Raw genomic sequence first — 17,327 nt, forward strand, 5'->3', positions numbered from 1 at the left:
CACTTTAAACGCTACCCGTGAGTAGCAAAAGGGACCTCAATCATGACAAACGTTAATCAATATGGCTGGAAAGCCTTGATTGGATCTACTGTCGGCTATGCGATGGATGGATTCGATCTTCTTATTCTTGGATTTATGCTTAGTGCCATTTCGGCCGATCTTAATTTAACTCCCGCACAATCTGGCTCATTAGTCACCTGGACACTTATTGGTGCCGTGGTGGGCGGTATTGTATTTGGTGCATTAAGCGATCGTTATGGGCGTGTACGCGTGCTGACTTGGACAATCGTCCTCTTCGCTGTATTTACCGGTTTATGTGCAATCGCACAAGGCTATTGGGATTTATTAATTTATCGCACCATCGCGGGTATCGGTTTGGGCGGTGAATTTGGTATCGGTATGGCATTAGCCATTGAAGCGTGGCCAGCAAAACACCGTGCAAAAGCTGCGTCTTATGTGGCGTTAGGTTGGCAAGTTGGTGTGTTAGCGGCTGCATTACTTACCCCTGTATTGCTTCCACATATCGGCTGGCGCGGCATGTTCGTTGTTGGTATCTTCCCAGCGTTTGTGGCCTGGTATTTACGTACCCGTTTACACGAACCTGAAATTTTCTCACAAAAACAGACCGAACTTTCAACCCAAAAAATATCGAAACTGGAATCTTTCCAACTCTTAGTAAAAGATAAATCAACTACAAAAGTAAGCCTTGGTATAGTGGTTTTAACGTCTGTACAAAACTTCGGTTACTACGGCATTATGATTTGGATGCCAAATTTCTTATCTAAACAACTTGGCTTTAGTTTAACGAAATCAGGTTTATGGACGGCGGTGACCGTATGCGGCATGATGGCAGGGATTTGGATTTTTGGTCGCTTAGCCGATAGAATCGGACGTAAACCAAGTTTCTTATTATTCCAACTTGGTGCTGTGATCAGTATCATCACTTACTCTCAATTAACTGACCCAACCGCGATGTTGGTGGCTGGTGCCTTCTTGGGGATGTTCGTCAACGGCATGATGGGCGGTTATGGTGCATTAATGGCTGAAGCCTATCCGACAGAAGCACGAGCAACGGCACAAAATGTGTTGTTTAACTTAGGTCGTGCTGTTGGTGGTTTTGGACCAGTTGTTGTCGGAGCGATTGTCTCTGCGTACTCATTCAGTATTGCAATTGCTTTCTTGGCGGTGATTTATGTCATCGACATGGTGGCGACGGTCTTCTTAGTGCCAGAATTAAAAGGCAAAGAATTGAGCTAAGTGCGGTCAAAAAATTCAACTTTTTGAAAACATCGGGGTTAAAACCGATGTTTTTTATTTGTGAAAAATCAGCCAATTTCAACCGCACTTTGTGCTAAACTATGGTCACTTTTTCCAATTTTGAAGAATTATCGTGTACGCTAAACGTTCAGTTTCTACTCGTATTGCTAAATATTTATTTGTGGTCATTATTTTCATGGGCATTATTAGTTCATTGAGTTTGATCGTGATGGCCAGTAATAAATCGGATGCGGAAGCCATTAATATTTCCGGTTCTTTGCGTATGCAAAGTTATCGGCTATTAACGGAAATGGAACGTTCGCTGGATACGGTCGAACAGAATTTAGTACGTTATCAACGTAGTCTCAATGCTGATGCTTTGCTGACGGTACAAAATCAGCTTTTTGCACCTTCAGGGGTGAGAGAGTCTTATCAAGAAATCCTAAAACGCTGGGCGGTGATGTCCGATTTCGCGCGTAGCCATCAAATTGAAAAATATCACGCCGAACTAAAAAGTTATGTACAAGATGTCGATGATTTCGTGTTGGAATTACAACGCTTTGCTGAACTAAAATGGATTATTGCGGTTTCGGTATTGTGTGTTTCTATGCTATTGATTCTTGCGATGGTGTCTTATGTGATTTGGTATATGAAGCGCGAAGTAGTGAAACCATTAGAGCTTATGACCAAAGCCAGCATGCAAGTACAAATGGGGCAGTTTAACCATATCCAGCTTGATACAGAAAGCAATAATGAACTGGGTATTTTAGCGAAAGTGTTTACTCAAATGTCATCAGAGTTAGGGCGACTTTATTCGCGTTTAGAAGATGCGGTAAATGAGCAAACGCAAAAGTTGCGTCAAACCAACCGCTCTTTAACAACACTTTATCAAAGCTCTCAGTTACTTACGCCAACAAAGATTAATGATAAAATCTTAAGCCAAGTGCTCAATCATATTCGTGTCAGCGAACATTTACGCTACATTGAGTTAGAAATTTTCGGATCAGAACATTGGGAAATTTCTTTTGGTCAAAAAGATCCTAAACAATCACTTCAAGTCGAAGAACTTTCCATTGAAAATGAAAACTTAGCAGTGCTCTCATGGCAAGCCGGTTTACCTTGTCCCGATCCGCGAATGATGAAAAACCTAGGACAAATGGTGGCAAAAGCGTTGTATTCACACAAAACGCAACGCCAGCAAGAGCAACTCTTATTAATGGAAGAGCGGTCAATTATTGCCAGGGAATTACATGACTCGTTGGCACAAGTACTATCTTTCTTACAAATTCAATTAACGTTGTTAAAGCATAATTTGAAGAAAGAAGATGAAGAATCAAAAGAGAAAAGCATTGCGATCATTGGCGAATTTGAACAAGCTTTATCAGATGGTTATTCTCAATTGCGAGAATTATTGGCGACTTTCCGTTTAACGGTACAAGAAGCCAATCTACAGGTTGCCTTGGAGCAAGTTATCGAAAGTTTACGTTCGCAAACGAAGATGCAAATGACTGTGGACTGCAGTTTGCCATCACAAAGTTTAAATCCACAAGAATTAGTGCATGTTCTGCAAATTGTACGTGAAGCAACGCTGAATGCGATTAAACACTCAAAAGGCACGCTAATTGAAGTGAAAGCCCATATTAATGCCGAGGGAGAATATGAAATCCTTGTGCAAGATAATGGCGTAGGGATTCCGACGTTAGACGAGCCAGAAGGGCATTATGGTTTAAATATCATGACTGAACGCAGTCGCCAATTAAATGCTCAGCTTACAATTTCAAAAGGGGAGCAAGGTGGTACGATGGTGAAAATCACGCTCCCTCACACGTTTTTTTAAGGAAAGTTAATGCAAAGTTTACAACCGTTTCACACCTTCAATATTCCGGCAAATGCACGTGAAATCATTGAAGCCACATCGATTGAACACATCCAACAAGCTTGGCAAAAAGCGCAAGCTGAAAAGTTACCTGTCTTATTTTTAGGTCAGGGCAGCAATATGCTGTTTTTAGAAGATTTCCAAGGAATAGTGATTGTTAACCGTTTATCGGGTATTCAACATACAGAAGATAGCGATTACCATTATTTACATGTCAATGGTGGCGAAAATTGGCATCAGTTGGTGGAATGGTCTCTTTCACAAGGAATTAATGGTTTAGAAAACCTTGCACTCATTCCAGGCTGCGCCGGCTCCGCACCAATTCAAAATATCGGTGCGTATGGCGTAGAGTTTAAAGATGTATGCGATTACGTGGATGTGTTGAATCTCAACTCAGGCGAACAATTCCGCTTACGGGCGAGCGAATGTGAATTTGGTTATCGCGAAAGTATTTTTAAACATCGCTATGCACAAGGCTATGTGATTACGGCGGTTGGATTGAAATTAGCCAAAAATTGGCAACCGATTTTAAAATATGGCTCATTGGTGAATTTTGATCCTCAAACGGTAACGGCAAAACAAGTGTTTGATGAAGTGTGCCATATTCGCCGCAGCAAATTGCCAGATCCAAAAGAATTTGGCAATGCAGGCAGTTTCTTCAAAAATCCTGTGGTGAGTGTAGAGCAATTTGCGAAAATCCAAAAACAGGTCGAAAATCTACCGCACTTTCCACAACCGGATGGCTCTGTGAAACTTGCAGCAGGATGGTTAATTGACCAATGCCATTTAAAAGGTTTTCAAATCGGTGGTGCGGCTGTTCATCAACAACAAGCGTTAGTACTGATTAATAAAGGTAATGCCACAGGTCAGGATGTTGTGAAGCTTGCACATCATATCCGTCAAACTGTGGCAGATAAATTTGGTGTGTATTTACAGCCTGAAGTGCGTTTTATGGGCGCAAATGGCGAAGTGAATTCAGAGCAAGCCATTAGTTAATTTATAGAGGAAAGCAATTATGAATTTTAAAGACATTTTAGAGACTTTACCCACCATTGTTCATCTAACAGGTTTAGACGTGTTAAACGGTGAAACTGTGATTCATCATATTCCGGCTGCGCCAGGTAAGCTTGGCTCGCTCCGTCTTTATAATGCCTTAGCAGAAAAATTTAACGGGAAATTAGACCACACTTCTGCACAACAAGGCATTGAATGGTTTGCTGAACACGTTGAAGATGCGAAACAAAATCCTGGAAAACACCCGAATATTGATTTATTGTTTAAAGTGGTGGCAGAGAATGTGGTTTATTCGCTTGTGCCATTAAAATAATTTGAAAATTTTCAGTGATTAATTTGAACTTTTAATCGTTAAAAACTGTCAAATAAAACAAATTGAGGTATAATGACAACAGTTGTTATACAATAACAAATAAGTAATAAGTCGGGGCGTAGCTCCGAATGCTGTGAGGAGAAGAATGAATAAAGAAACTCAAATGATGTTAGTACCTCAAGGTAGCATCGAAGGTTATATTCGAGCAGCAAACGAATATCCGATGCTGACCGCAGAGGAAGAAAAAAGCTTAGCAGAACGTTTGTATTATGAAGGTGATATTGAAGCAGCGAAAAAGTTAGTTTTATCACACTTACGTTTTGTTATTCATGTTGCGCGTGGTTATTCAGGTTATGGATTACCGCAAGCAGATTTAATTCAAGAAGGTAATATCGGATTAATGAAAGCGGTAAAACGTTTTAATCCGGAAGTGGGTGTTCGCCTTGTGTCTTTTGCGGTGCATTGGATCAAAGCTGAAATCCATGAATATGTCCTTCGCAACTGGCGTATTGTGAAAGTCGCTACCACGAAAGCACAACGTAAATTGTTCTTTAACCTACGTAAAACTAAACAACGTTTAGGTTGGTTCAATGAAAACGAAGTGGATATGGTGGCGAATGAGCTTGGTGTGTCAAAAGAAGATGTCATCGAAATGGAATCCCGTATGACAGGGGCTGATGTAGGCTTTGATTTGCCAACAGACGATGATGACGAAGCTTATGCACCTTCTTTATATTTAGAAGATAAAAGCTCAAACTTTGCGGCAGAACTTGAAAGCGAAAACTTTGAAGAACAAGCAACAGAAAAGTTAGGTACAGCCTTAGCAAATCTTGACGAACGTAGCCAAGATATTATCAAAGCGCGTTGGTTAGATGATGATAAAGTCACCCTTCATGATCTTGCAGCAAAATATAATGTGTCTGCAGAACGTATTCGTCAGCTTGAAGCAAATGCACTGAAAAAACTTAAAAGTGCGGTTGATTTCTAAGCCGTTTTGATAAAAAGAAAACCTGTCGATTATCGACAGGTTTTTTTATTTATTTCTTTTTTGATTTTCCCCACATTTTATCTTCTTGGCCTCGCCATAATCGCTGAATATTGTCGTGGTGACGATAAATCAGCAAACAGCAAACTAAGGCAACGGGGAAGGTAAATTCCGGTTTAAGCCACCACACATAAAATGGCACGAGAAGTGCTGTAATGACCGCACTTAATGAAGAATAACGGCTAATTAAGAAGACTAACAACCACGTACCTAGCGTTGAGCCAGCGACGCCCCAAGAGATGGGCGCAATGGCACCGAATGCAGTCGCGACACCTTTCCCGCCTTTAAACTGAAAGAAAATAGGGAAGATGTGCCCCAAGCAAGCCCCTAATGCAACCATGCCTAATTCAAATTGCGTGAGCCCTAAATAATACCCCGCCCAAACCGGTAACATCCCTTTCAAAATATCGCAAATTAATACCGCGAGCGCCGCCCAACGTCCGCCAATACGCAATACATTGGTCGCACCAGGATTATGAGATCCGTTTTTTCGTGGGTCAGGCAATCCAGCTACCTTACAAATCAAAATTGCACTGGAAATCGAACCCAGTAAATAAGCAAAAATCATATAAAAAAGGGCAAATAGGCTCATTTCGTGCTCCATAATCTTGATTGTATTTGAAAAACTTGTTCGTTATTTTAACCAAACTTGATAGCATAAGCCCACTATATTTTTACAGGAATGAGAGATGGATCGTATTTTTATTGAAGAATTAGTCGTCTTCGCACAAATTGGCGTGTATGACTGGGAGCAACAAATTAAACAAAAGCTCGTTTTTGATTTGGAAATGGCATGGGATTGTCAAAAAGCCGCAGAAACGGATGATGTGCAATACTGCCTTAATTATGCAGAAGTGAGCCAATTTATTTTAGATTATGTCCAAGCTAAGCCATTTTTATTGATTGAGCGAGTGGCTTATGAAGTAGCAGACCGATTACAACAACGTTTTGGAATTTCATGGTTACGTCTCAAATTAAGTAAACCAAAAGCGGTTGCCCAAGCAAATAATGTCGGAATTATTGTAGAACGTGGCGAGTTGAAATAATCGCTGAAAATTAACCGCACTTTGGAAATATCAAACCAAAGTGCGGTTAATTTTTTAAGTGTTTTTTAATGCCAAGCGAAATGCTCCAATTCCGCTTTTTAGCACAAGAATACTCAATATCATACTTGCCAATGGGTCAACCCATAACCATCCCAGAAAATAGGTACTGAGACCCGAAAGTATAGCAATAATGGAACCAAATAAATCGGTGAGTACATGTAGATACGCTGCTTTAATATTGAGATTATCATGATCGCTGTTCAACATTATCTTTGCAACGAAAAGATTCACCAATAATCCTAGAGATGCCACGCCAAGCATTGGTAATGCCATCATCTCGATGGGGTTTTGCCAGCGTTGAATTGCTTCAAACAAAATCATCAATGCCACAACAATCAATGAGCCACTATTGAGTATGGCGATATAGCGTTGTTTTTGAGCGGATAAAAAAAGTGCCAACAACGCTAAAAATAATGACAGGCTATCATTTGCCATATGCCCTGCATCAGCCATTAATGCCAAGCTGTTAAACCAATACCCCCCAAGAAATTCAATGATCATAAAGCCTGTAATGACGATAAAACTGAATGCCAAAATTTTTTTATTTTGTGGAATATGGTCGTGATGCTCATGAGCGTGCTCGTGGTGTTCATGAGAATGATGGTGAGACATATTGTTCCTTATTGTGTGTTGGATTAACTTGGGATAAAGTATAAAGTCCGTAGTAACTACAAGGTCAAGGCTTGATTTTAAAAAAATGAAGATTCACGAACTCAGCAAACAAAGTGGTATTCATTTAGAAACCATTCGTTATTATGAAAAAATGGGCTTAATGCCGGAGCCTAAACGGCTGGCAAATGGTTATCGAGATTATGATGAAGCCAGTTTAAAGCAATTAAAATTTATTAAAACCTGCCGAGCGTTAGATTTTAGCTTAGCCGAAATTAAATTTTTTAATGAGATGAAAACGCAGCAATCTCAACATTGTGAAGTGGATAGCATGTTGGCGAAGCATTTGGTTTCAGTTGAAGAAAAAATTGCCGAACTGACTGAAATTAAACATTTCCTACAGAGTTTAATTACCGAAGATGATCATCAGGCCGCAGATTGTAAAGCCATGGCACAATTAAAAGCCTATTAAGTGCGGTCTAAAAAATATCAAAAATCCGCACATTGATGTGCGGATTGGTCATTATTCCGGATCATCCGTAAACGCGTTGTTTCGGAATATCGGCACAAAGGTGGCCAAATACAGTATAAACACAATGGCAATTAAAATAGCCGGAATCGTGATAAAAAACAGTTCGTCCACATACATTAAACAAGCTCGGGAAAGTGCCGCCGTGAAAAGACAAAGCACGGCAAGGCGGCAGAGTTTTGGATAATCCAGTTTCGTAAAGCCACTATGCCATAATCCCGCAGTGAGCCAAATCATCATCATACTGCCGAGAATCCCGCCGAGTGTCACCATGTGTAACGGATCGGCAGTAGGTTCATCAATTAATTTATTTATGCCAATCCACAAATAGCCAATTGCGGCGAACAGTTGAAGAAAATAATAAGTGCGCACGTAATGTTTGCGTAGCAGTTCGTGATGATGTAATTCGCGTAACTTGGCAAGCAAAATAAAGCCAACGGCAAAGGCTGTAAAAGCGGCTGTTTGCGCAGGCAACCAAAGCTCTGCTGCGGTATGAAGTAATAAAAATGTAATTGCGATATTTTTATACACGACATTCGGGATAAATACGGGATCTTTCAATATACTTTCTTTCAGTGCCTCTGCGCCTAATAGAATGCTGACTCGAATTGATACAAACATCACAGCCGCCATATTCAAATGCACCTGTGCCCGCAATAATTTCAGACTATCAGTCATGGCGTAAGCCGTCTGACAAACCGTAAATGCAGCAAGTAACATCAGTAAAGTAAAATTGTCGGTATTGCGATCCAACCAAAATAGCCAAGCACAAAAGAGTAACAACGCGAGCCAATAAGCCGCCACTAAAAACGAGGCGGTTTGCGGGGAAAATGGCAATAACATCAATCCTGCAAGCAAGAGCACGGCTAATATTGTCGCAATAGGTTTTAAATTGCCTTTGTAATTTGTCCATTCGAGCATAGAAGCCGTCAGAAAGCCGCCGTATGCGGCTGGCAGCATAAATTCTAAGAAAATTTTGCGGTGTAGGATGAGATCATCGGGGCTGATGAAAAAGCTCAAGGCACCAACAATCGCAAGAATGGCTGCACCAACAAAGAAGGGTCGCATCGGATGGGTAAAGAAATTATTCATAGTAATGGATTCCTTGAAATTCGCGTGCGACTACGGTTTCTTCAAAGGCTGAATTACGTTCGGATAATGGCGTTGGCAAGGTAATCACATTTTGCACATCCATACCTTTTGGAGAAAGCTGCATAATCTCTCGGCTTAATCGAGCGGCTTCAAAACGATCGTGCGTCACTAAAATGCAAGCCATGCCTTGCTGCTCAATTTTTTCCACTAACATAGTGGCTAAAATATCCCGTAAATCGCGATCCAAACCGACAAAAGGTTCATCCAATAATGCTAAATCACAGCCACATAGCAATAGACGTAAAAATGCCACGCGTTTTGCCATTCCGCCCGATAATTCGGTTGGGTATTTATTCAAATCACCCGAAGAAAGCCCAATCTTTTCTGCCAGCGCAATGATTTCATTTTCATTAGGATTATCCATAAAAATGGCGATATTCTGCATAGCAGTGAGATTTTCTAATAGACGATTTTCTTGAAACAGAAAGCCTGTTTTACGAAATGTATTCTTGATTTCGCCCAATTTTGGCGTTTCCAAACCTGAAATTAAACGCAGCACAGTCGTTTTGCCACAGCCACTAGGACCGAATAAAGTTTTCACTTCGCCCGGTTGTAAATCCATGCTGAAATCGCGCACGATAGGATCGCGGAGAATTTCAAAACGCACATTTTTTAAACTCAGCATTATCTTCTCCACGGCATAAACAGGATTTCCAATGGCTTGGTAATCAAATATTCAAAGAGGGAAACAAACACAATCACCAACAACACATAAGCCATGACCGTTGACGTATCTAACATGGCTCTGGCATCGGCAATCTGTGCTCCCACACCCTCATTGGCACCTAAAAGCTCTGCCATAATTACCACTTTTACGCCCATCGCAACTGCGACGCCAATGCTGGAAATCACATAGCCAGTGAGATGGGGAACGTACAAATAGCGGATTTTCTTCCACAATCCGAGTTTGTACGCATCAAACAATTCTTCATGTTGTTTGTTTACACTTGCCATGCCCATAGCGGCACTGGCAAAGGTCAGCGGGGCGACTAATACGATAATGGTAAATAGCACACTTGGGTTGCCAAAGCCAAACCAAAATAATGCCATCACGACCCAAATGATTGGCGGCATGGCTAACAAAATCGTAATGACGGGTTTAAGCAATGCCATAGCCGTTTTAAAGCTGCCCGCAATCAACCCTGCGGCTAAGCCTGCGACTAATGCAATGGCAATACCCACTACAGAACGCCATAATGAAATACCGATTTCGTTTTGTTGGAAATGATCGAGCAAATCAAGGGCTTTTTGAAAAACATCCGCGGGAGCAGGCAGCATAAATTCACCAAATATCGCACTGCCCCAAGCCCACAAGGCAACCAACATCATCGCCACACTCAAGCCGGTAAAGCCGCTCCAGAGATAGTCGATGATGTAAAACAGGACTGGTTGTGGTTTACGGATTTTGTCAGTTTTAATCATGTTATGTGATTCAGTTTCAAATTAAGCCAAGAAGAATTTATCATCTGGTAATTTACCACCTAAGAGTTTTGGATTGAACTCCATTAAGGTTTCATAGAATTGCATGATTTCATTTTTCAGTTCACTGGCTTTGGTTACCGTTAAGCGCGCACCGTCTAAGCCCATTTCAATAGCGGCTTCTGGAGCAGGAAGATAATTAGCGCCAATTTCAGCCGCACTTTTTCGGTTAGCCATAATCCAGTTTAACGCATCACTTAAATCTTGGTGAAGTAGATCAAACTCTGCCTTGTGTGCGTGGAAGTATTCTTCGTTAGCAATAATGCCCGCCATTGGAATAAGCGGTTTGGTGTTAAACGCTTGACCCCATTCTTTCACTAAATCAAAGCCGCGTACAATCTCCGTACCAACAATTTTAGCTTTCTGCACAACGGCGCTCGCCATTGGTTCTGGCAGAATGGCAGCATGGAAATCTTTCAATAAGAACAAGCCAATTGCTTCGGTTGGGGTTGCCGCATAGGTGATCTCTACTTTATTGATATCAATATTCAGTTTTTTCAGTAGAGCTTGCAATACGATGTCAGGCATATCGTTTTTAAATGGCACAAGGATTTTTTTACCCACCAATTCTTGCGGTGAAGTAATGGCACCACCTTTACACATCAACTGCGTAATCCCTTTGGTGAGAATATTTACCATGCCAACTTGTTGCCCCTGATTACGTAAATTCACGCCCACATTACTCGGGCTCATCATGACTTTAAATTGCCCACTTGCCACGCCTGCACGCAACTGATCAGGCGAACGCCAAATTTCTAATGCTACATCCGCTTGTTTGGCTAATTTACCTTGTGCTGCCGCCACTGCAATGGTCACACTTGGCATCGCGGGTGCGCCATAAATGGTAAATTGCTCTTTTGTTGCTGCAAAGAGAGAAGGCGACATGCCTGCTGCCGTAAGTGCTGCGCTCATTCTTAAAAAATCACGTCTATTCATTGTCATGGTTATCTCCTTAATAATAAAACAGACCCAATGTCTGTATTTTGATAATGGTTTTTATTCATTATCTTACTCGCCGTGACTAAAGTAAAGAAAGACAAAAGTGCGGTCAGATTTTTTGGTGTTTTTAAATTCTTCTACTTTGTTAAGTCGTAGCTCCAATCCAATAACTTGAAGATTTCCTCGATTTCTACGCCATGATCTAACACGATCGTTAGCCAATGGGTTCTGTTCATATGGTAGGCAGGTAAGAAATTAGGTGATTGTCTCAAAATACTCACCATATCGGGTGGACATTTGAGATTGATAAAATCAGTCTCTCCTTCTTCTTGTAAACCAAGCTTCATTTTTCTGATTTTGCCAATAAGTGCATACCATTTCCCTTTGGCATTACCATGGCGCAAGATGGCATATTCGGGATATTTTTCCCAAAGATATTCTGGCTGCGTCGTATATTGATTGGCTGCATAATCAATGATTTGTTGTGCTTGGCGCATGGGTTACTCCTTGAATGATGAATGGGTTTATTATCAGCCGTAAAGCAGAGAAAAGAAAGACCGTCTGAAAATTGAATTCTAGACGGTCTTTTGCTTTAGTTTTAAAACATCGCATATATAAGTGCGGTCGTTTTTTGAGTATTTCTCTTACTCAGTCACGTAGAAAACTTGTTTTTCAAATTCGTGTTTACCAATTTTGATAGTCAGTACATATTTGCCAATTGGATCTCTGCGGTCGAATGTCCAGCAGTTCATCATGTATTTACCATTTTCTAATGTTGGTCTGGTATAAGTGATGGTATGGAGTTTTTTATTTGGTGAAGACACTACTTTCGCATTTTCAATCGAACTGGCGAATTCACTTTGGGCTTGAGCTTTAAAGGTTTCACTTACTGTTGCTTTTTTACCAAAATCACCGGTTGCGAGCCAACATACTTTCTCGGTTTTATTGGAACGAGAGGTTTCTTTTTTATTTAAATCAGGTGATGGCTCTTGAGTTCTATCAAACACAGAGAGGTAAATAGTGGGCTCATTTGCCGTATCTTTAGCTGTGTCTTTTGATTCTGGTGATGCAGCAAATGTGGCTGTTGAAAATAGGGTCGCAATTAAAGCGAATGTTGAGATTTTTTTCATGTTAGATTCCTTTTTATATCATTATTTTATTGAACGATCATTATACCAAGGCATCCCATATCTGCCAGCATTAAATTGGATGAGCCAAATAAGAATGGATGAGTATTTGACGAAGGTTGTTCAAATTTTACTAAAATTTGTACTTTCTTTTTCACCCAAACCGTGTCTTTCCAGGCTAGTTCCGACAAATCGACGTTGACGTCATCTTGGCTTTCAATCACAAATTTAGCGCCTTGAATGGTGAAACCCACAGGCAGTGAGCTGTTGATGATCCAACGTTCGACGGTGCCGACTTTAGCCGAAACATCAATACGACGCGGGTCAAAGCGTTGTTTATTGATTAAGCCATTTGTGACATCCAATTCAAAGGTACGTTCTTGGGCTATTTTACTTTCGAGCATCTCGGAAGCATCAGTATTGAATGATTCATTCATCTTTTTACTGAATGCGGAGATCTCACCTTGTGGGCGAAGTTCTAAAACGGTGTTATCGGCAAAATCATTACCTGAACTGAACACATTTTTGATTTTGTCGAAGAAGCCACGTTTGGCGCCAGAGATGAGTGATACGCCTTCTCCTTCACTTAAATTAACGAGCACTTCAGCACGCTCACCTGGTGCAAGAATAAGAGAATTGATCGCTTTACCTTGTGGTAAAAAGCCTAGATCTCTCGCAACGAGTAACATCTCTTGTTCGTTATCTAAACGTAGATCATAGGCTCTTGCCAATGAGGCATTGAGTAAGCGTAAACGTATCCAACCGCGAGGGACGTCAAGATAAGGCGCTTCTTGTCCATTCACAAGAAGACGATTACCGACAAAGTGCGGTTGATTTTGCTTAAATAATTGTAATCCGTCACCGTTAAATTCCATGTCTTGTAAGATTAATGGAATATCGTCTACGCCATATTTATGAGGAAGTTGTGATTTTAGGCTTTGCTCATCTTCAATCAACCACATTCCCACGATGCCGCGATAGGTTTGATAAGCCGAGTTCGCCAGGGTGGCAGAGCGATACCAACAAGTCGCGGCAGGTTGCTCTATCGGGATAATCGGAGCCCAAGATTCTCCTTTCTTTAAGACTTTTGCGGCACCACCAAATAATTCGCCACTGGCTTGTAATCCTTGAATGGAGAGGGCAATGCTTTGTGGCAAATTATTGTGATAATTGAGTTTTGCAAAGGAACCCGATTTGATGCGAATAGTGGGTCCAAGGTAATTGCCGTTAAAGCCCCACACACTGACACTATGGGAGCCATCTAACTTGTAGCCGGTTTCTTCCATATTAAGAATAATGGGGCGACCACGTTTTGCTTCCATCAACGGCGGAATAGTTAATTTTTCGCGGGATGCCGCTAATACTGATTGAGGAGTGGCAGCAAGTGCAGTTGAAATTGCGGTAGTTTTTAATAATTGGCGACGAGAAAGACGCAACATATTATTTTCCTTGTGCAATTTCAGCATCGAGTTCAGCGATGCGTTTTTCCATCAAATCGTGACAGTAAGTAGCAAGTTCGCGAACATTGTCTTTTGTGTATGATGACACATCAATTGGATCCATCATTTCACAAATCACCTTACCATTATCCCAACGATTTAAATCAATTTTGTTGTGAGTCGTCGAACATACTACTGGCACGATTGGTACGCCAGCCGCAATTGCAGCATGGAATGCACCGGTTTTGAATGGCAATAAACCACGACCACGGCTGCGTGTGCCTTCAGGGAACATCCAAATTGACAGGTTGTCTTTATTGATACGGCGAGCAAGTTCAGTCATGGTGCTGTGTGCTTTAGAACGATTTTCACGATCCAAGAAAATATTGCCGGTTACCCAATATAAAATACCGAAGAAAGGAATCCAAATTAGGCTTTTTTTACCCACACTCACCGTGCGAGGGAGTACCATGTAAGAGATGGTTACCATATCGAAATTATTTTGGTGGTTACCGATGTAAATACAACGCGGCATATTCTCTTTATTTTGTGGAAAACGGTGTTCTACTTTTAAGCCAAATAAAGGGTATAAACGACCAAACCAGCGAGCCATAACGCCCACATTGCTTGGGTTTTTGAAACGAATAAAGGAATAGATCGTACCGAGCACACAAATTAAAATACAACAAAGTGCAACGATGAGAATTCTGGCGATTTTTAACATAGAAAATACCTAATTAAAATTTTTGGAAAGTATAGCAAATTACACAAAAATGTGTGCTAATCTAATGAAAAAAATGACGGAATAGTTATGAAACCCATTTATTTTATTGCAGATCTTCATTTAAGCGAAACCCATCCGGAATTAACCGCACTTTTTAACGATTTTATGCAAAACCAAGCACAAGAAGCACAAGTGGTTTATATTTTGGGGGATCTTTTTGATTTTTGGATTGGTGACGATGAAACTTCACCTTTAATCTCACAAGTAAAACAGTTGATTAAAAACCTGACAGAAAAGGGCATCGCTTGTTATTTCATTCATGGTAATCGAGATTTTCTGCTAGGGAAAAAATTTGCACAAGATTGTGGTTTAACGTTATTGCCTGACTATCATTGTGTTGATCTTTATGGTGTGAAAACCTTAATTTGTCATGGTGATACCTTATGTATTGATGATGTGAAATATCAACAATTTCGCCGAAAAGTGCATCAAAAATGGCGACAAAGATTGTTTTTATGCTTGCCATTAAGAGTGCGGTTAAAAATTGCAGAGAAAATTCGCGCGAAGAGTAAACAAGATAAGCAATATAAGTCACTGGATATCATGGATGTGAATTTAGCGTTTACGGCACAAACCGTAAAAGAATTTGGCGTAAATCGATTAATTCACGGTCATACGCATCGAGAAGCCATCCATCAGGAAAAAGGGTACACTCGAATTGTGTTAGGCGATTGGCGAAAGGATTATGCCTCAATTCTGGAAGTAACAGAAAACGGTTATCGGTTTATTTAAACAAAAAGCACGGGATTAAACCTGTGCTTTTTTGAATTAAAACGTGCTGATTTTCAACCGCACTTTATTCTACGGTTACCGATTTCGCTAAGTTACGAGGTTGATCCACGTCGGTTCCTTTAATTAATGCCACATGGTATGACAATAATTGCATAGGAACAGTGTAGAAAATTGGCGCAATAATTTCATTCACTTTTGGCATAGTGATAATTTTCATGCCTTCGCTAGGTGTGAAGCCTGCTTCTTTATCAGCGAACACATAAAGCTGACCACCACGCGCACGCACTTCTTCAATGTTTGATTTCACTTTTTCAAGTAATTCATTGTTTGGTGCGACCACGATAACCGGCATATCTGCATCGATTAAGGCGAGTGGACCGTGTTTTAATTCACCTGCCGCATAAGCTTCAGCATGGATATAAGAAATTTCTTTTAATTTCAATGAAGCTTCCATTGCGATAGGGTAGAACTCACCACGACCTAAGAAAAGCGCATGATTTTTCTCTGCGAAGTCTTCTGCTAATGCTTCGATGTCTTTATCAAACGCAAGGGCTTTTTCAACTTCAGCCGGAAGTGATTGTAACGCTTTTACAATTTCCACTTCTTGTTCATTTGAGATATTGCCTTTTACTTTACCAATTGCAGTTACTAACATTAATAATGCGGCCAACTGAGTGGTAAACGCTTTGGTTGATGCCACACCGACTTCAACGCCAGCACGTGTCATGAATGCAAGATCTGATTCGCGTACTAAAGATGAACTTGATACGTTACAGATCGTTAAGGCTGCCATGTAACCTTTTTCTTTTGCAAGACGAAGTGCTGCAAGAGTATCCGCTGTTTCACCTGATTGAGAGATAGTCACTAACAAGCTATTCGGACGAGTCACGAATTTGCGATAGCGGAATTCAGATGCGATTTCAACATCACAGCTTACGCCAGCAAGTGCTTCAAACCAGTAACGAGCAGTCATCCCTGCATTATAAGAGGTACCACAAGCCACAATTTGAATATGTTCAACTTTTTCTAAGATTTCTGCTGCGCCATTACCAATAGCATCCACAATCACGTTGTTATGAAGGATACGTCCTTCCATGGTGTTGATTAATGCATTTGGTTGCTCATAGATTTCTTTTTGCATGAAATGGCGGAATTTGCCTTTTTCTGCTGCATCATTTTCAAGGTTAGACTCGTGCACTTCACGTTCTACTTTTTGACCATTCGCATCGTAAATATCTACGGTACGACGTGTGATTTCTGCGATATCGCCTTCCTCTAAATAGATGAAACGACGAGTTACGCTTAAGAGCGCAAGTTGGTCAGATGCCAGGAAGTTTTCACCAATTCCTAAACCAATCACTAATGGGCTGCCTGAACGAGCTGCCACTAAATGTTCTGGATGCTCACGATCTAGTACAACCATACCATATGCACCAGTAAGTTGTTTTACGGTTTTTTGTACTGCTTCAAGAAGATTTGAGGCTGTACGCATTTCCCAATTAACAAGGTGTGCAATTACTTCGGTATCGGTTTGAGAATTAAACACGTAGCCACGTGATTTAAGTAATTCACGTAATTCTTCGTGATTTTCGATGATACCGTTATGGACGACAGCAAAGTTACCTGAAGTATGCGGATGAGCATTAGCTTCGGACGGTTCACCATGAGTTGCCCAACGGGTGTGAGCGATCCCTGTACCACCGATTAATGGTTTTACTGCAACGGCTTCATCAAGGGCTTTTACTTTACCCAAGCAGCGTACGCGGTGTAATTCATGGTTTGGATCCACAACAGCAACACCCGCAGAGTCATAACCACGATACTCTAAGCGGTGTAAACCATTAATTAAAATTTCTGCTACATCACGTTGTGCTACCGCACCAACAATACCACACATAGTTTTTCCTTATTTAATAAAATTAAAAG

The 17,327-nt window shown here is 40.8% G+C and carries 19 protein-coding genes; 8 read left to right on the forward strand and 11 right to left on the reverse strand.

What is annotated here, in order from left to right:
- The first annotated feature begins 42 nt into the window (after window positions 1-42).
- The 5 genes from DPV81_RS02515 to rpoH all read left to right on the forward strand — a co-directional run bounded on the left by DPV81_RS02515 (window position 43) and on the right by rpoH (window position 5,448).
- Complete coding sequence (locus tag DPV81_RS02515) at window positions 43-1,257, forward strand: MFS transporter (protein WP_111386623.1); 1,215 nt, start codon at window positions 43-45, stop codon at window positions 1,255-1,257.
- Window positions 1,258-1,390: 133 nt separating this feature from the next.
- Window positions 1,391-3,094 carry a nitrate/nitrite two-component system sensor histidine kinase NarQ gene (narQ, locus tag DPV81_RS02520; protein WP_111386624.1) on the forward strand — a complete coding sequence of 568 codons (1,704 nt, stop codon included), beginning with the start codon at window positions 1,391-1,393 and terminating at the stop codon, window positions 3,092-3,094.
- A 9-nt stretch (window positions 3,095-3,103) separates the two neighbouring features.
- Entirely contained in the window at window positions 3,104-4,129 is a 1,026-nt protein-coding gene (murB, locus tag DPV81_RS02525) for a UDP-N-acetylmuramate dehydrogenase (protein ID WP_111386626.1), read from the forward strand.
- Window positions 4,130-4,148: 19 nt separating this feature from the next.
- The gene (locus DPV81_RS02530) at window positions 4,149-4,460 is read left to right on the forward strand and encodes a DUF2322 family protein (RefSeq protein ID WP_111386627.1); all 312 of its coding nucleotides are present in this window, start codon (window positions 4,149-4,151) and stop codon (window positions 4,458-4,460) included.
- A gap of 145 nt (window positions 4,461-4,605) precedes the next feature.
- The gene (gene rpoH, locus DPV81_RS02535; RefSeq protein WP_111386629.1) at window positions 4,606-5,448 is read left to right on the forward strand and encodes an RNA polymerase sigma factor RpoH; all 843 of its coding nucleotides are present in this window, start codon (window positions 4,606-4,608) and stop codon (window positions 5,446-5,448) included.
- Between the two features lie 49 nt (window positions 5,449-5,497).
- On the opposite strand, the gene plsY is transcribed toward rpoH, so the two are convergent.
- Window positions 5,498-6,097 carry a glycerol-3-phosphate 1-O-acyltransferase PlsY gene (plsY, locus tag DPV81_RS02540; RefSeq protein WP_014064698.1) on the reverse strand — a complete coding sequence of 200 codons (600 nt, stop codon included), beginning with the start codon at window positions 6,095-6,097 and terminating at the stop codon, window positions 5,498-5,500.
- A gap of 97 nt (window positions 6,098-6,194) precedes the next feature.
- Here plsY and folB point away from each other — a divergent pair, with 97 nt between their 5' ends.
- A complete protein-coding gene (folB, locus tag DPV81_RS02545; RefSeq protein WP_111386630.1) occupies window positions 6,195-6,551 on the forward strand; it encodes a dihydroneopterin aldolase in 357 nt (118 codons plus the stop codon).
- 54 nt (window positions 6,552-6,605) lie between these two features.
- Here the strand turns inward: folB and DPV81_RS02550 are convergent, their stop codons facing one another.
- Window positions 6,606-7,223 (reverse strand): cation diffusion facilitator family transporter, encoded by a 618-nt coding sequence (locus DPV81_RS02550; protein ID WP_111386632.1) that lies wholly within the window; start codon window positions 7,221-7,223, stop codon window positions 6,606-6,608.
- A gap of 85 nt (window positions 7,224-7,308) precedes the next feature.
- On the opposite strand from DPV81_RS02550, the gene DPV81_RS02555 reads away from it, so the two are divergent.
- Window positions 7,309-7,692, forward strand: coding sequence for a MerR family transcriptional regulator (locus tag DPV81_RS02555; RefSeq protein ID WP_049356170.1), 384 nt, complete (start codon window positions 7,309-7,311; stop codon window positions 7,690-7,692).
- Between the two features lie 51 nt (window positions 7,693-7,743).
- Here DPV81_RS02555 and DPV81_RS02560 read toward each other — a convergent pair whose 3' ends face one another.
- From DPV81_RS02560 to DPV81_RS02595, 8 genes are all read right to left on the reverse strand, one after another.
- Entirely contained in the window at window positions 7,744-8,841 is a 1,098-nt protein-coding gene (locus DPV81_RS02560; protein WP_111386634.1) for an NnrS family protein, read from the reverse strand.
- The gene (locus tag DPV81_RS02565; protein ID WP_207930103.1) at window positions 8,834-9,526 is read right to left on the reverse strand and encodes an ATP-binding cassette domain-containing protein; all 693 of its coding nucleotides are present in this window, start codon (window positions 9,524-9,526) and stop codon (window positions 8,834-8,836) included. Before DPV81_RS02565 ends, DPV81_RS02560 begins: the two co-directional genes overlap by 8 nt.
- Window positions 9,526-10,323: an ABC transporter permease gene (locus DPV81_RS02570; protein WP_111386635.1), complete on the reverse strand. Its 798-nt coding sequence runs from the start codon at window positions 10,321-10,323 to the stop codon at window positions 9,526-9,528. The genes DPV81_RS02565 and DPV81_RS02570 overlap by 1 nt, the downstream gene beginning before the upstream one ends.
- Window positions 10,324-10,344: 21 nt before the next feature.
- On the reverse strand, window positions 10,345-11,322 hold the full coding sequence (locus tag DPV81_RS02575) for an ABC transporter substrate-binding protein (protein ID WP_111386637.1): 978 nt from the start codon (window positions 11,320-11,322) through the stop codon (window positions 10,345-10,347).
- 134 nt (window positions 11,323-11,456) lie between these two features.
- Window positions 11,457-11,816 carry an MmcQ/YjbR family DNA-binding protein gene (locus DPV81_RS02580; RefSeq protein WP_111386638.1) on the reverse strand — a complete coding sequence of 120 codons (360 nt, stop codon included), beginning with the start codon at window positions 11,814-11,816 and terminating at the stop codon, window positions 11,457-11,459.
- 147 nt (window positions 11,817-11,963) lie between these two features.
- Window positions 11,964-12,449, reverse strand: coding sequence for a PM0630 family protein (locus tag DPV81_RS02585; RefSeq protein ID WP_111386640.1), 486 nt, complete (start codon window positions 12,447-12,449; stop codon window positions 11,964-11,966).
- A 26-nt stretch (window positions 12,450-12,475) separates the two neighbouring features.
- On the reverse strand, window positions 12,476-13,885 hold the full coding sequence (locus tag DPV81_RS02590; RefSeq protein ID WP_111386642.1) for a multicopper oxidase domain-containing protein: 1,410 nt from the start codon (window positions 13,883-13,885) through the stop codon (window positions 12,476-12,478).
- Between the two features lies 1 nt (window position 13,886).
- Window positions 13,887-14,609 (reverse strand): 1-acylglycerol-3-phosphate O-acyltransferase, encoded by a 723-nt coding sequence (locus tag DPV81_RS02595; protein WP_049373535.1) that lies wholly within the window; start codon window positions 14,607-14,609, stop codon window positions 13,887-13,889.
- Window positions 14,610-14,696: 87 nt separating this feature from the next.
- On the opposite strand from DPV81_RS02595, the gene lpxH reads away from it, so the two are divergent.
- Window positions 14,697-15,401: a UDP-2,3-diacylglucosamine diphosphatase gene (gene lpxH / locus DPV81_RS02600; protein ID WP_111386643.1), complete on the forward strand. Its 705-nt coding sequence runs from the start codon at window positions 14,697-14,699 to the stop codon at window positions 15,399-15,401.
- 64 nt (window positions 15,402-15,465) lie between these two features.
- Here the strand turns inward: lpxH and glmS are convergent, their stop codons facing one another.
- The gene (gene glmS / locus DPV81_RS02605; protein ID WP_014064713.1) at window positions 15,466-17,298 is read right to left on the reverse strand and encodes a glutamine--fructose-6-phosphate transaminase (isomerizing); all 1,833 of its coding nucleotides are present in this window, start codon (window positions 17,296-17,298) and stop codon (window positions 15,466-15,468) included.
- Window positions 17,299-17,327 lie beyond the last annotated feature (29 nt).

The sequence above is a fragment of the Haemophilus parainfluenzae genome (genome assembly GCF_003252795.1).
GTDB classification, from domain to species: Bacteria; Pseudomonadota; Gammaproteobacteria; order Enterobacterales; family Pasteurellaceae; genus Haemophilus_D; species Haemophilus_D parainfluenzae_K.